12 protein-coding genes are annotated in these 15,493 nt (G+C 39.3%); 7 read left to right on the forward strand and 5 right to left on the reverse strand.

What is annotated here, in order from left to right:
• Nucleotides 1-5 precede the first annotated feature (5 nt).
• The 7 genes from F2A31_RS06780 to ahpF all read left to right on the forward strand — a co-directional run bounded on the left by F2A31_RS06780 (nt 6) and on the right by ahpF (nt 7,037).
• Nucleotides 6-803, forward strand: a complete 798-nt coding sequence (locus tag F2A31_RS06780) for a PaaX family transcriptional regulator C-terminal domain-containing protein (protein ID WP_035375233.1) — start codon at nt 6-8, stop codon at nt 801-803.
• A 123-nt stretch (nt 804-926) separates the two neighbouring features.
• Nucleotides 927-1,910, forward strand: coding sequence for a fatty acid desaturase family protein (locus tag F2A31_RS06785; protein WP_150025733.1), 984 nt, complete (start codon nt 927-929; stop codon nt 1,908-1,910).
• A 35-nt stretch (nt 1,911-1,945) separates the two neighbouring features.
• Nucleotides 1,946-2,359 carry a PaaI family thioesterase gene (locus F2A31_RS06790; protein ID WP_150025734.1) on the forward strand — a complete coding sequence of 138 codons (414 nt, stop codon included), beginning with the start codon at nt 1,946-1,948 and terminating at the stop codon, nt 2,357-2,359.
• Nucleotides 2,360-2,483: 124 nt separating this feature from the next.
• On the forward strand, nt 2,484-3,260 hold the full coding sequence (locus F2A31_RS06795; protein WP_004639378.1) for a hypothetical protein: 777 nt from the start codon (nt 2,484-2,486) through the stop codon (nt 3,258-3,260).
• A gap of 12 nt (nt 3,261-3,272) precedes the next feature.
• The gene (locus tag F2A31_RS06800; protein ID WP_004639377.1) at nt 3,273-4,403 is read left to right on the forward strand and encodes a toxic anion resistance protein; all 1,131 of its coding nucleotides are present in this window, start codon (nt 3,273-3,275) and stop codon (nt 4,401-4,403) included.
• Nucleotides 4,404-4,429: 26 nt separating this feature from the next.
• Nucleotides 4,430-5,350 carry a hypothetical protein gene (locus F2A31_RS06805; RefSeq protein ID WP_150025735.1) on the forward strand — a complete coding sequence of 307 codons (921 nt, stop codon included), beginning with the start codon at nt 4,430-4,432 and terminating at the stop codon, nt 5,348-5,350.
• Nucleotides 5,351-5,471: 121 nt separating this feature from the next.
• Nucleotides 5,472-7,037: an alkyl hydroperoxide reductase subunit F gene (ahpF, locus tag F2A31_RS06810; RefSeq protein ID WP_150025736.1), complete on the forward strand. Its 1,566-nt coding sequence runs from the start codon at nt 5,472-5,474 to the stop codon at nt 7,035-7,037.
• 46 nt (nt 7,038-7,083) lie between these two features.
• On the opposite strand, the gene F2A31_RS06815 is transcribed toward ahpF, so the two are convergent.
• The 5 genes from F2A31_RS06815 to dnaE form a co-directional block, all read right to left on the reverse strand.
• On the reverse strand, nt 7,084-9,099 hold the full coding sequence (locus F2A31_RS06815) for an esterase/lipase family protein (RefSeq protein WP_150025737.1): 2,016 nt from the start codon (nt 9,097-9,099) through the stop codon (nt 7,084-7,086).
• A 114-nt stretch (nt 9,100-9,213) separates the two neighbouring features.
• Complete coding sequence (locus tag F2A31_RS06820) at nt 9,214-10,113, reverse strand: ABUW_2363 family tetratricopeptide repeat lipoprotein (protein WP_150025738.1); 900 nt, start codon at nt 10,111-10,113, stop codon at nt 9,214-9,216.
• Nucleotides 10,114-10,217: 104 nt separating this feature from the next.
• Nucleotides 10,218-11,039 (reverse strand): serine O-acetyltransferase, encoded by an 822-nt coding sequence (gene cysE / locus F2A31_RS06825; RefSeq protein WP_150025739.1) that lies wholly within the window; start codon nt 11,037-11,039, stop codon nt 10,218-10,220.
• Nucleotides 11,036-11,869: an RNA methyltransferase gene (locus F2A31_RS06830; RefSeq protein WP_150025740.1), complete on the reverse strand. Its 834-nt coding sequence runs from the start codon at nt 11,867-11,869 to the stop codon at nt 11,036-11,038. Before F2A31_RS06830 ends, cysE begins: the two co-directional genes overlap by 4 nt.
• Nucleotides 11,870-11,882: 13 nt before the next feature.
• On the reverse strand, nt 11,883-15,446 hold the full coding sequence (dnaE, locus tag F2A31_RS06835; RefSeq protein WP_150025741.1) for a DNA polymerase III subunit alpha: 3,564 nt from the start codon (nt 15,444-15,446) through the stop codon (nt 11,883-11,885).
• Nucleotides 15,447-15,493: the final 47 nt, after the last annotated feature.

Raw genomic sequence — 15,493 nt, forward strand, 5'->3', positions numbered from 1 at the left:
AAAACATGATATTAATAAAAATGAATGCCCGTGATTTGATTGTAGATTTACTTTTAGGTTCACAAGGACGAGCAATTTCAATCAAACAGATTATTATCGCAGCAAAACTGTTTGAGATTAGTGAAAATAGTATTCGAGTGGCGGTAACTCGTTTGTCTAGCGAGGGTGTGATTGAAGCTATCGAGCGTGGTGTGTATCAATTTACACATCGATCTCATGAATGGGCTGATGTCATGTTGAATCGAAAACGTGGTATTAAGCACACTAAAGTTTGGAATCATCAATATCTTGCAGTTTTTACCGGTGGGCTTGGGCGTGTTGATCGAACGGCACTACATCGCCGCGAACGTGTTCTGAAACATTTCGGCTTTAAGGAACTGGAACAAGGGATTTTTATCCGTCCCGATAACTTGGCGATTGAATTTGATGATTTGATCATCGAACTCAGAAACTCTGGTCTGGAGGAAAATGCAAGAGTCTGCCAAATCAATCACTTTGATGCGCATACAGCATCGAGTATCCCAAGCTTGTGGCCCACTGAAATCTTAAATCAGAATTATAAAAAATATAGTCAAATGATTCAGGAGTGGTTGCTCAATGTGCAGCAATTAGATTTGGAAGAAGCAACCAAAGAGTCTTTATTGTTAGGCCGCCAAACAATTTCCTTATTGATGAATGACCCTTTATTACCAGAAGATTTTGTGGATGTGGCTGGGCGTAATCAATTTGCAGCAAGTGTACAACAACTTGATCAAACAGGCTTGGCACTTTGGGCAAAGTTTTATGAGCTAAATACAGCTTAATTTTTTATCTAAAAATATTACAATAAATCTATTTTTAATTTATTGACAGAAATATTACATGGTTTAAAATAAAATTAATATTTATGTAAATACAAAAATAAGATGTGAAGGACGGATGGGAATATGAATACACAAGTCGCGATTAGTGATTTATTTAGCCGTGATGAAATCACTGATTTGACCAGAAAATCAGATTTGCATGGTAGTTGGGCTGTTTTTTCAACTTGGGCCGTAATTGGTGGTACCTTTGCTGTTGTTGCAAGTTCTTGGGAATATTTACCAAATTGGGGGAAGTTATTGTTGTGTATTGCTGCCTTAGCAGTTTTGGCTGGGCGTCAGTTAGCACTTGCCATTATTATGCATGATGCTTCACATCAGAGTTTATTTAAAACAAAATGGTTGAATGACACTTTAACGGATTGGTTATGTGCACGTCCGATCTGGAATGATTTGCATAAGTACCGTGCTCATCACATGCGTCATCATAGTAAAACTTCGACAAAAGATGATCCCGATTTATCGTTGGTCGCTAGCTTTCCAACCTCAAAAAAATCCTTGATGCGTAAGTTTGCACGCGACCTTGCTGGTATTACTGGATTCAAGTTCGCAGTCGGACGAGTTCTGATGGATATTGAAAAAATGGAGTGGACGGTTTCGAATGATCGTCGTTGGATTTCACAAGAAGGCAGGCATTGGTCAGATTATCCAAAAGCTTTTTTTAAGAATAGTGGCGGAGCGATCATCACGAACGCAGCTTTATTTACGGCGTTATGGGCAGCAGGTCATCCTAAATTATATGGGCTATGGATACTCGCATATCTAACACCGTTTCCATTATTCTTGCGTGTACGCTCTATGGCCGAGCATGCAGGGATGCCAAGTAGCAAAAGTGCTTTGATGAATACTCGTACGACTAAAGCAGGTTATATTGCACGAGCTTTGGTTGCACCGATTCATGTTAATTATCATAAAGAACACCACTTGATGGCAGCAGTACCTTATTTTAAATTGCCTAAAATGCATCAAATGTTGCGTGAGCGAGGACATGTATCTGAACCACCGACATATTGGCAAGTATTGGATGAGCTTTCTAAAAAAGAAGATTAAGTTGAAAACCAAAGATTGGGATTGGGGGTTACAAGATGGCGAGTAAGCAAGAAATTATTGAGTTTTTAGCTCAAGAATTTCCGCAAGCACTTAGAAAATGCACCATTGAAGCGATTACGGATAAGGGCGCTGAGTTGCTCTATCAAGTCGATCAGGATGATTTACGTCCTGGTCAGACTGTTTCAGGTCCAACCTTAATGTTGGTAGCAGATTTCGTTTTATATGTCGCTATCATGGGACATATGGGCTTGGTCGCGATGGCTGTCACAACGAATATGACCATAAATTTTTTTCGAAAACCCAAAGCAGATCAGAATATACGAGCTGTTTGTAAACTGATTAAAGTGGGAAAAACATTAGTTACAGGTGAGGTTTGGATATATTCAGGAGAAGAGGAAGAACCAGTAGCGCATGTGATTGGAACTTATGCACTTCCAAACAAACCCTAACCACATTTATGGCTAACAATATGAAATATCTAAAAACATAACAACATTATAGTATGCGGATGAGTCAGAACATGCTAAAACTAAGGATGTTCAAATTTATTTGTTCTGACATTATTCGGTAAACATGACCACTTCGCTAGACCTCATACCATTATCGCAAATTGAAGTAGACCCAGAGCGTATCTTGGCAATCAAGCGTAATGATTTACTGCCTTTATTTAATGATCCTCATCATTTGAATCATTATGCTGATCATTTGGTGCAAGCTCAAAGTGTGTTATTAAATGGGGTTGATCCTAAATTAAACCAGCAGTTGAGTGAAGTGATTACACAAATCATTACTCAGTTATCGCAATCTAAAAAATATTTGGGTGGACGACGTTTTAACGCAATACAAAAATGGTTGGGAATTGATATTGAATATGATGCGGGTCAGGTCAAATACCTTAAAGATCTAGATCAGCTAATACAACAAGCCAATCATTTAAGCCAAAAATTGCAGATCGAAATCCAAAAGTCTCAAGCGAGATTGCAGCAGGTATTAGGATTGAGAGAGCAGATGGCGGTTTATATTGTCGCAGCAGAAGAGTTTCTAAACGAATATCCAGAGTTTAGTAAACCTCAGAGCTTGGATCATTTTGTAGAACGCCTTTCAAAAAAAATTAATACTTTGCAAACGCTACAAACCAGTAATGATATCGCAATAAAACAAATGCAATTGTCTCAACATTTATCTTTTAGTCTATTAGATCGTTTTAAAGAAGCACAGCAAGTTTTAATCCCTGCTTGGCAATACCATTTAAAGCAAAGTCGTGAATCAAACTCATCGGCAGTGCTTGAACAGCTAGATAAGAGCAGAGAAAATTTAATCCAAAATCTCAAAAAGTCATTACAGAAATAAAGAGGGGACATCATGTCAAATTCAGAATTGATACAGTCATCGAATGAGCTGGTGGAAAAACCAGAACAACGATTTGAACGACTAAATTTAAAAGAATTAGGCTTACAACCGCAAGATCTTGCTGAAGTGATGAATGCACACAAAGAGCTTGCTGAGATCAATACTACTGTTGTGGCTGAATACGGCAAAAATATAGCGACTAAAACTTCCACTTATACGGATGAGTTGCTTAATCTTGTGCAAAACAAGGATTTGGATGCCACAGGACAAAAATTAAATGAAGTGGTGCAGGTCGCACAACAATTGAATACATCGAGTATTTTAAATAAGTCCAAAAGCTCAGGTTTCTTTGGAGGGTTGCTCAGTAAAATTAAAGGAGCTAAGCAAAGTTTTGATCAGCACTTTAATACAACTAAAGAGCAAATTGATGCATTAGTTAAAGAAATTGAAAGCTCTCAGTCTGGTTTGAAAGCACGTGTAGGCACACTAGATAAAATGTTTGATGCTGTTCAAGAGGAATATAAACAGCTTGGGGTCTATATTGCAGCTGGACACCTGAAGCAGCAAGATATTCAGCAACAAATTTCGACGCTGACGACGCTGGAGCAAGATCAAAAGACGACCCAGCAAATTTATGATTTAAATCATTTAGCGAACAATCTTGAAAAACGTGTAAGCGATTTACAGATTCTACAGCAATCTGCGATGCAGACTTTACCGATGATTCGTATTATTCAATCGAATAATTTAATGTTAGTCGATAAGTTTTACGCGATTAAGAATATTACGCTACCCGCTTGGAAAAACCAGATTAGTTTGGCAATTTCATTGCAAGAACAAAAGAATAGTGTGCAGTTGGCGAAAGCAATCGATGATACGACCAATGATTTATTACGCCGTAATGCTGAGTTATTGCATCAAAATTCTGTGGATACAGCGAAAGCTAATCAGCGTTCAGTGATTGATGTTGAAACCCTTGAACATGTACAAAACACCCTCATTAATACTGTGAATGATGTGATTCAAATCCAAAAAGAGGGTATGCAAAAACGTGCAGAAGCAACAACGCGATTGCGGGTTTTGCAAGAAAATTTGAATCATTTAGTTTTAGAAAATAGTGGGCATAATCCACCTAAAGTCTAATTTTTCTCGTATGAAAGGAAAGATCATTGTCACCTATAGATGATTTAAATGTTCAACCAATTGAGCAACGTTTAGCGAGTTTACGACAGAGACAGCGTCATTTGACGATTTGGTTTGTATGCCTTACTACATTTGCACTCGTTATGGTTGCTTCTTTGTTTTTACAAAAAGAGTTTATCTATCGGTTCTTTGATCTTTCATTACATGTCCAGGCTTTAGATTTACCTTATAGCGTTCAAGAGCTAGTTCCTTTTAAGCAACCAGTCGATTATTTTTTTAATTTATTGTCTTGGGTAGGATGGTTATTTTTAAAGCTTTTAGTTTCCTTTATTGGTGCTTTTTTATTACTAAGTTGGATAAAAAAAATTGGCTTTTTTCAACGCCGCTTGCAAGCTTGGACACAGCGTATTCTGGCGTGGATTATTGCTTTTATCTTACTTTGGTCAGGTTTGAGCTATCTACAATACGATTGGAAAGATGAAACGGAGCAAGCCTATCAACAGTGGATGAGTTATAAGAGTAATATTATTGAAAGTCAGATTGCTCAAGACTTGCAACAAGCTCGTGTCCCCTCAGCAGAAAAAGCTTATGTTCTAGCTCAAGTCGCTTTAATGCATCGACCTGTAGATCGACAAACAGCAAATGTTTACGTCAATCAGCTGATTAATATAGAAAAAAATAGTCCAACTCAGTTCAAAGATTATAATTTCAAGCCTGAACAATTATGGGTAATGCAGCGACAGTTGTATGGAAAAAGTGTTACGCCAATGACCCAATCATTGGAGCCTCGTGTTCAAAAAGCCGAAAAAACGTCTCAAATTGTCAATCTGTTGTTATTGGTGTTGAGCTTTATTTTTATCAGTTTAAGCATCTTTTTATTTATATTGGCGAAGCATTTAAAAACTCGTCGCCAGCGTATCGAACGAACACTACATCGCATTGATTAAAATTTAAAAAACCGATTAAACTCATAAAAACATACTGTTTCCTCTATGCTGAACTTTTGCGTACTATAGCCCCATGAAATTAATTTAGCCGACTTGAACTGCTTAGAATTTGGAGATTTGCATGTTAGATCAAAATATTAAAACTCAATTAAAAGCTTACTTAGAACGTTTAGAAAGTCCAATCGAGTTGGTGGCTGCTTTAGATGATTCAGATAAAGCTGCGAAAGTAAAAGAACTCGTGACTGAAATTGCTGAACTGTCTGATCAAGTTACGGCGCGTTTTGACGGTTCAAACGCTCGCCGTCCGAGTTTTGGTGTTGCCAAAGCAGGTGAACAACCGCGTGTGTTCTTTGCGGGTTTACCAATGGGACATGAGTTTACCTCTTTGATCTTGGCATTGTTACAAGTTTCAGGCTACGCACCTAAAGTTTATGATGAGGTTTTGAATCAGATCAAAGGCTTAAATCTTAAAGCAAACTTTGATGTGTTTATTTCATTGAGCTGCCATAACTGTCCAGATGTAGTTCAAGCCTTGAACTTGATTGCTATTTATAACCCAAATACCACGACCACCATGATTGATGGTGCGTTCTTCCAAGATGAAGTGGAACAACGCAAAATCTTGGCCGTGCCAATGGTGTTCCAAGATGAGCAACATATCGGTCAAGGTCGCATGACTTTGGAAGAAATCATTGCCAAGTTAGATACTAACTCTGCGGAAAAAGATGCTGCGATGATCAATGCCAAAGATGCATTTGATGTCTTGGTAATTGGTGGTGGTCCTGCGGGTGCAACTGCGGCAATCTATGCGGCACGTAAAGGAATTAAAACAGGTATCGTGGCTGAACGCTTTGGTGGTCAGGTCATGGATACCATGGACATTGAAAACTTTACCTCAGTGCAAAAGACCCAAGGTCCAAAGTTTGCGGCTGAAATGGAAGCACATGTCCGTGAGTATGATGTCGATATCATGAATCTTCAACGTGTGAGCAAAGTGACTGGTGCAGATCAAACAGCAACGGGCTTGGTTGAGGTTGAACTGGAGAATGGTGCCAAACTAGAATCCAAAACTATTATTCTTTCAACTGGTGCACGTTGGAGAGAGATGAATGTACCGGGTGAAGCTGAATATCGTACCCGTGGTGTCGCTTATTGCCCACACTGTGATGGTCCATTGTTCAAAGGTAAACGTGTTGCTGTGATTGGTGGTGGTAACTCTGGTGTGGAAGCTGCGATTGATCTTGCTGGAATTGTTGAACATGTAACCTTGGTTGAGTTCGATACCAAACTTCGAGCTGATCAAGTGTTACAAGATAAGTTAAACAGCTTATCCAATACGACGGTGATCATGAATGCATTGAGCACTGAAGTGCTTGGTGATGGTTCACAAGTCACAGGCTTGAAGTATAAAGATCGTGCTACAGATCAAGAACATGTGGTTGAGCTTGCAGGGATCTTTGTTCAAATTGGTTTATTACCGAATACAGATTTCTTGAAAGACAGCGCTGTTGAATTAAGCAATCGTGGTGAGATCATGGTGAATGATCGCAACGAAACCAATGTGAAAGGTGTCTTTGCTGCAGGAGACTGTACTACGGTACCTTATAAGCAAATCATCATTGCCACAGGTGAAGGCGCGAAAGCTTCGCTCTCTGCTTTTGATTATATGATTCGTTCTGGCGTTTAATAAATTAGAATCAAAAAAGCCCAAACTTTAGTTTGGGCTTTTTTATTTATTGCTTATACAAGCCATGATCAACAAGATGCTGACGAAGGATTCGACGTAACTCAAGTATTGCTTCAGGCGTTTCTTGAATAGAATGTCCGCCATGCAAAACTTTTTCTGAAACTGCTCCATCTAAGTGAGCACTTTTATATGGGACGATTCCGTCTGTGATGACATTTGGATCATCACTTTTAGTAATGTTGCCTAAAATAGAGTGGAACACTAGACCTTTTTCAGGTGGAACATCGGCAGTTAACTCCATAAATTTCGATTTTTTACTTAAATCACTAGGCCCATTTTGGATGACATCATTAGTCAGTGTTTTCACAAAATCTTTAAGATCCATATCATCACTGGTAAGTGTGTCTGCTAAAGTTGTGAGAAAAGTTGCAGGTAAACGGATAATTTTCCGCGCAGCTAAGGTAAACCAACGGTCAGCATAATCAGTTCCACGATGGGGTGACGCTAAGAAAACAGCTCGATTAAAGTTATGAATTGGTTTCATCTTTAATCGCTCACTAATAACTGGATGCTTTCTGAGCTGGGCTTGCTGACGGCTGGTCATCATTGCTAAAGCTTGTTTCGATAGATCTACATCGCTTACCAGTAAACGGCTAATAATACCGCCCATACTATGACCAATTAAAACAGCATCTTTTGCAGCAGCATCTCTAGGATTCAATGATGAAAAAGCCTGTTGTAATAATGCATAGGTCTGAAAGCGACTTTCTAAGATAGGCATATTGGTTGAATAGAAAACTTGCCATACTTGATAGTTTTCACGCAAAACTGGATCGCCCATAATATCGTTGGTAACCGCAATCCATGCTTCAGGACTGCTCGCCAAACCATGTATTAATACGATAACTTTTTTATTCGGATTATAAGGTTCCAACATATAAAGATGTGGCATGGTGAGATGCTGGTCACGGTCAATCAACGAAAGATAAGCAGCTGCACCTAGATTGTTTTCTGCTAACCATAGACCATAAGGCGCAGAAAAGTTTGCGGCAAGTGAGTATGCTTTTCCTGCGATATTTACCCTTTCAGTGTTGTAAGGATCATAAACTTTAATTTCAAAATTTGGATTATTTAAAACATCTTCCACGCTGGCAGTTGCTTGTTTAGGTTGAGCAATGATTGTCGCTGCCAAATAACGTGCTTTATGAATATTTGGGTTGGTGCCATTTGGATATTTATAATTCAGAGGATCAAGAATATATTTATTTTCCCCACGATTGGCTTCTGAGGACGGGAAGACCGCCACAAAATCAGAACCAAAACCATCTCTGCGGTTAATGGCTCTTAACCCTGAAAAATTCATATTATAGCTAGAAACAAATTGTTCAAGCTGTTGAACATTTTGCAGGCGTTGATAAGATTCGATATCGATCGTATAGATACTTTTACCAATTTTAATTGTTGGGGTAATGGTTTTAGATGGATTTCTAAGGCTATGTACATTCACCAATTTGGTTAGTGCTTGATTGTAGAAATCTCGAATTTGAACTTGTCTGTTATCAAAAATACGCTCTTGTGGTTGGCGATGTGTCTTAAATAAATAGGCATAACTATAGCGAATACTTTTATCTAACGAATCAAGTTCAAGATCCAAACACTGCTCATATTTTTGTTGGCTGATTTTTCGTTCATCTTCATTGCGGTGTTTATTGAGTTTGCTAATTTTACATTCTGATGAATCAGATAATGCCAAGGCTTTAGCTAAATATATTTCACTTGCAGTTGATAAGAGTTGCTCATCTAAAATTTGAGGAATTTTATGTAAGTCAGCTACACATTCATTTGGCGTGTTTACACATATTTTCGCTTCTTTTCCTGACATTGAGAGGACGTTTAAGCTAGCCTCACTCAATTTTTTATGCGTCAGAATACTATTACGTTCATTGGCGATTGTTACATTTATTGCTTGTTGTTTTAGACTAACGACCTGACAACCACTGATCATGATTGCACTAAATAGACTAACAACAAATAAAGATTTATTCGGGGTAAATGCAAACATGATGGATGAGCACAGTAGGCTTATTTGATGCTATTTATAATACGAAAAAATAATGTTTTTTCAATGTAAAAAAAATAGACTGCTCAGGGCAGTCTATTTTTAGAAATATGAAAATTAATTCATCACTTGCCATACGTTCCAGCGTTTGCCAGATTCAATTTCACTAATCAAACGATCTGCAACCTCAGCTTCATCAGGGAACTTAATCTTATAGTTCTTTAATGTTTGAATTGCATTTTTCTTTTGTTCTAACCATAAATAGTTATTTACAGCAGAAAGATACGCTTCTTGAACGCCACCTTTAATCGCTTTATCTAGATAAGGGATTGCTTCACGTTGACCACCACCTTCAGATAAGCCAAATCCAAACCAAAAGTTTGTTTCAGGGTCATTTGGACTCATCGCAAGAATACGTTGAGCATAGTTCAATGACTTAGAGGTATATGATGTACCTAGATCAAGGTTACGTGCCATAACACTCGCTTTAAATGCACGAGACAGTACGTCAAATGATGCATTTGGTTTTTCTGCTAAAGCATCAAGTTTTTGAGTGATTTCTTTTAGCTTAGTTTCATAACCTTTACGTTCTTGACGTTCAGTGAAACGAGGTGGGTAGTGACGTGCCTTACCTTCTACTAATTGTAAGAAATCATCAATCTCGGTGACATCAACTTCATTTTCACCAGCAAGTACAGCATATTTGACATTGCGTTGTTTGCTATCAATGGTTGGAATAATAATTTTGTTAACATCCAAAGTCATCGATTTTGATGGATCATTTTGTAGTGATACGGCCATTTTCGTGACTGGCTGTGCAGCAGCCTCTTTGATGGCAACTTCAAAACTTGGAGGTGCATCATATCGAATTGGATTTAACGCATAGAATGCTGGAGTAGGATCAGGTTCTTTAAATACAAACGGCTCAGCAACATTTTCTTTTTTTGTTGGAGCTATACCACAAGCCGTTAAAAAAGAAGTTGAAAGTACAAGTAATGCCAAAGGCTTAAAATTCATGATCTACATCCATTAATTTTAGTAAGATGATAAAGGGATTGGTTCCGCTAGTCTAGAAAAAGCGAAACCAACTTGCAATGTAGGAGATGTTATATTTTTTTAACTCATTCGGTTTTTGACGTTGTACTCTGCGCTTCACATTCACGGCGTACTTCCTCAATGATTTTTAACTCTTCTTTACTATAAGGTTGAGTCTTAGAGTTTTGACCATTAAACGTTGGATCGAGTAATGATAATCTTTGGCACAGTGTATTCATACGCTTCTCATTCTTTTGCATGCGATCGAGTAATACACGAATACCTTCTAGAATCGGGTCGGATTGATCTTCTGTCGTTGCATAAGGTTCAAAACCAATACTTTCTGCGTAATCACGGCGTAAGGCTTCTTGTTCCGTTTGCTCTTTGGTGTTTTGTTGTTTAAAGATGTATCGCGCAGGGCTGCCCACCGCAGTAACGCCTGCTGGAACTTCCTTGGTAACAACGGCATTTGAACCGACCTTTGCGCCTTTATGAACGGTGAAGGGTCCTAGAATCTTTGCGCCAGCACCAACCACCACACCATCTTCTAATGTTGGATGACGTTTACCTTTATTCCATGTGGTGCCACCTAATGTAACACCATGATATAGGGTGACGTCATTACCAATTTCAGCTGTTTCACCAATCACGACACCCATACCATGGTCAATGAAAAAACGCTTACCAATTTTTGCACCAGGGTGAATTTCAATACCAGTGGCAAAGCGACTAAAAGAAGAGAGCAAACGAGCAGTCCCTTTAAAATCTTTCTTCCAAAGCTCATGTGCCATACGATGCATGATTAATGCATGAATACCAGGGTAAGTGGTCAAGACTTCAAGTGTATTACGTGCCGCAGGATCACGTGCAAATACAGCCTCAATATCTTCTTTAAGCTGTCTAATCATTTATGATCCTCCGATTGAGATTTTTTCCATGAACCATTTGCTAAAGACTGTACACGACTAAAAACACCGCGTAATAAGTGATATTCCATACGATCTAATTGTATCCTTCCGAATAAACGACGCAAGCGTAAAGGGAGTAAACGGGGATTATCAGGATCTAAAAACTCAATTTCAGTCAACATTTTCTCAAAATGAGGATAAAACTCTTCCATTTGTTGTTGTGTCACCAATGGCTCGTCCCATTGCATACTTTGTTGCTGTTTAAGTTGCATCTGATCATCTGATGTTTTTGTCAATGGGCAAGACTGCTCTAATGCAGCCATTCTTAATTCATAGCATACAATTTGAATGGCTTGCGCGACATTTAACACACCGTATTCAGGATTTACTGGGATTGTTAGATGATAATTGGCGAGAGCCAGCTCTTCATTGGTTAAACCACGATCTTCGCGTCCAAATACAATCGCAATATTTTGTTGTAGGGTAGTAGCTTGAATAGCTTCTTTTGCTGCTGGTCGTACATCTAATAATGGCCATGGAATGGTTCGGCTACGTGCACTGGTTCCAAAGACGAGATGACAATCTTGAATTGCTTGCTCGAGTGTTTCTACAATGTCGATGTGCTCAATTAGATCTTGTGCGCCTGCAGCTAAAGCATCAATATCAGGATGGGGATATGTTTTAGGTGCAACCAAGACCAATTTGGACAATCCCATGGTTTTCATTGCACGTAAAGCACTACCAATATTTGCTGGAAGTGTTGTATTGACCATTACGATACGTACATGATCCAAGGATTTGGTCACATTATTTTGCTCAAATTGATTCATATATCATCCAAATTTAAGAATATTGAGAAACTTCGGCTTGATAAAGATCCAAAGCTTCATCCATAGACATATTTTCGGGCGGTGGTGTGACAACACTTATTTTAGGTGTTTCAAGTACTTTAGCTGCTTTTGACTTCACCTGGTATTCGATGAAAATTGCATCTTTGCCAAAATAATCACGCAATTTAGCCAGTAATTCGTCTAGGGGGGCAACTTTCCATTGTGGGCCTAGATGTAATTCCGCACTTGCAAAGTTTTGTTCAATTTGTAGTTGTAAGCCAATATGTTGACACATATCAACATTACAGTACGGTAACAGAATCATTTGTAAATCTTTTGCTAAAGATTTGGTCATTAAATCAGAGCTTAATTGAATTTGAATGCTTTGAGCACGTTTTTGGCGAATTTCATTTAAGCTAAATGCTTTGCTTAAACGTGCCATTGGGCGATCAAAGCCTTCACGCTCATAAATTTCACCTTCCACTACAACGACTTGTTCAAGTTTGACGACCTCTTTATAACGTTGGAAGCGCTCGTGATTACAGCTAATTTCTACACGCGCAGTACCATCATCTAAGGTGATCATAATGCGGTTAGGAAAGTTGGCAATATCAACGACCAAACCTGCAAAAACAGTTGTTACTCCGCGACGAGTTGGTGTCAATTCATTCAGTTTTGCTGGAATAAAGGCTTTTAATTCTGGACGATAAACATCAATCGGATGCCCTGTTAAATACAGTCCAAGCGTATCTTTTTCGCCCTTTAAACGGACTTCATCTGACCATGGCTTCACAGGTTTGGCTGGTTTTCGTTGAACTTCTTCAACTTCACCAAATAGATCCATAATTCCTGTTTCTCGATTACTACGCGCTTGTTCAGCAGCTTGTACTGCTTCAGGCAGTTGAGCCATCAAGCTAGAACGTTCGATGCCGAGACAATCTAACGCACCAGCACGGATAAGTGCCTCTAAGGTACGTTTGTTAATCTTTTTTAGGTCAATACGATGACAGAAATCGAATAAGTCTTTATATGGACCTTCTTTAATGCGTGAGTCGATCACAGACTGCATTGCCTGTTCGCCAACACCTTTAATCGCACCTAAACCGTAGACAATGGTACGTTCATCACTGGCATGGAAATGATATAAAGACATATTCACTGAAGGAGGAAGTACTTCTAGCTTATTGTTACGGCAGTCATCAATTAGGAACACGATACTGTCAGTGTTCTGCATTTCTGATGATAAAACAGCTGCCATAAACTCAGCAGGGTAATGCGCTTTTAACCAAGCAGTATGATAAGCAACGAGGGCATATGCCGCGGCATGTGATTTGTTAAAACCATAACCCGCGAATTTCTCCATATAGTCAAAGATATGGTTGGCTGTTGCCTCATCAATGTCTTTTTCGGCAGCACCTTTAATAAAGATTTGGCGTTGCTTTACCATTTCCTCAGGTTTCTTTTTACCCATTGCACGACGAAGTAAGTCAGCGCCGCCTAAGGTATAACCAGCACAGAACTGTGCTGCTTGCATAACCTGTTCTTGGTAAACCATGATGCCATATGTCGGCTCTAAAACACTTTCAAGTAATGGATGTAAATACTCAAATTCACCACCGTGCATACGATGAATAAAGTCTGGAATTAGATCCATTGGACCTGGACGATATAAAGAAACGAAGGCAATAATTTCTTCAAATTTACTTGGTCTTGCTTCTTTAAGCATTTTTTTCATGCCGACGGATTCAAACTGGAATACCGCGGTCGTATTTGCTTCAGCAAAGACTAAGTAGGCATCTTTATCGTCTAAAGGGACATTTGCAATTTCGAGTGGAGTTTCAGATTTGATTCGTTTATTAATATTTTGAACGGCATCCTCGATCACAGTGAGGTTCCGTAAACCCAAGAAGTCAAATTTGACGAGTCCTGCTGCCTCGACATCATCCTTGTCATATTGCGCTACACGGTTGGTACCATCTGGATCGCACAACACCGCAGAGTAATCGGTAATTTTTCCGGGAGCGATAACTACACCACCCGCGTGTTTACCTGTATTTCGTGTGATACCTTCAAGTTTAAGCGCCATTTCCCAGATTTCAGCCGCATCATCATTGTCTGGGTTAGATGGGTTGGTGACGATATCTTTAAGTTGCGGCTCCATATCAATTGCAGTCGCCAGATCAACGCCAAGTGGTTTGGTTGGCACCATTTTTGAGATACGATCTGCAAGTCCATATGATTTACCCAAGACTCGTGCAACATCACGGATAGCACCTTTTGCAGCCATGGTTCCAAAGGTAGCAATCTGTGAAACGGCTTGACGACCATAGTTCTGAGCAACATATTCGATTACGCGATCTCGGCCTGCAATACAAAAGTCGACATCGAAGTCGGGCATTGAAACACGTTCTGGGTTTAAGAAACGTTCAAAGAGTAGATCATATCGGAGTGGGTCGAGGTCGGTAATTTTCAAACTATACGCGACTAGTGAACCTGCACCAGAACCACGTCCTGGTCCAACGGGTACGCCATTGTTTTTTGCCCATTGAATGAAGTCCATGACAATGAGGAAGTAGCCTGGGAAACCCATTTTTAAGATGATATCAACTTCATATTTGATTCGTTCATCATAGGGTTTGCGAATATCTTCCCAATCCTCATCACGCTCTGATATTGGATAAAGGTGGTTTAAGCGCTCCTCTAAACCTTGACGAGACAGATGCTCAAAATAGGTATCAATAGTATAGCCATCAGGGATAGGGAAGTCTGGTAAGAAATAGGTTCCGAGTTGTAGCGCCACATTGCATCGCTGTGCGACGTAATATGTATTTTCAATTGCACTTGGAATATCTGAGAATAGCTCAGACATTTGCTGTCCAGTTTTGAAATATTGTTCAGGACTATAGTTTTTGGGGCGTTTACTGTCACCGAGTACATAACCATCAGCAATGCAAACACGGGCTTCATGTGCGTAAAAGTCGTCTTTTTCAATAAAATGAATATCATTATGCGCAACGACACCAATTTGGTATTTTGCGGCGAGTTTGACTGCTTCTTGTATAAAGTCTTCTTCACCCGCGCGTTCGGTACGTGTTAATGCTAGATAAACACGGTTACCAAATTTTTCTATCCATGCTTCTAATAAAGGTTCAGCTTTTTGTGGGTTTGAAGAGCAGAGCATTTTACCCACATCACTGTGTTGCCCAAGCAAGATAATCAAGTCTTCAGATTGTTCGAGTACCCATTCTTTTTGAACGCAGGGGATACTGAGTTGTTGCCCTTCGATGAAACCTCGGGACACAATTTCAGTCAAGTTTCTCCAACCTGTATTGCTCATCGCTAATAGTGTAGCGCGATGTTCTGCATCATTGAGTCGAATGACACTGCCTAAAATCGGTTTAATTCCTTTCTTAAGGCATGCTTCATAAAACTTCACTGCTGCATGTAAGTTTGACAGGTCAGTTAGTGCCAGAGCTGGCATTTCATCTTGTACAGCAGCCTTGACCAAATCGGGTATGCGAACAATCGACTCTGTAATCGAAAACTCTGTATGAATACCAAGATGAACAAACTGCATAGATCTATCCTTAACGCGACCGCCGATTATTCTAACATGCTCTGTCT

The sequence above is a fragment of the Acinetobacter suaedae genome, from assembly GCF_008630915.1.
Taxonomy (GTDB): domain Bacteria; phylum Pseudomonadota; class Gammaproteobacteria; order Pseudomonadales; family Moraxellaceae; genus Acinetobacter; species Acinetobacter suaedae.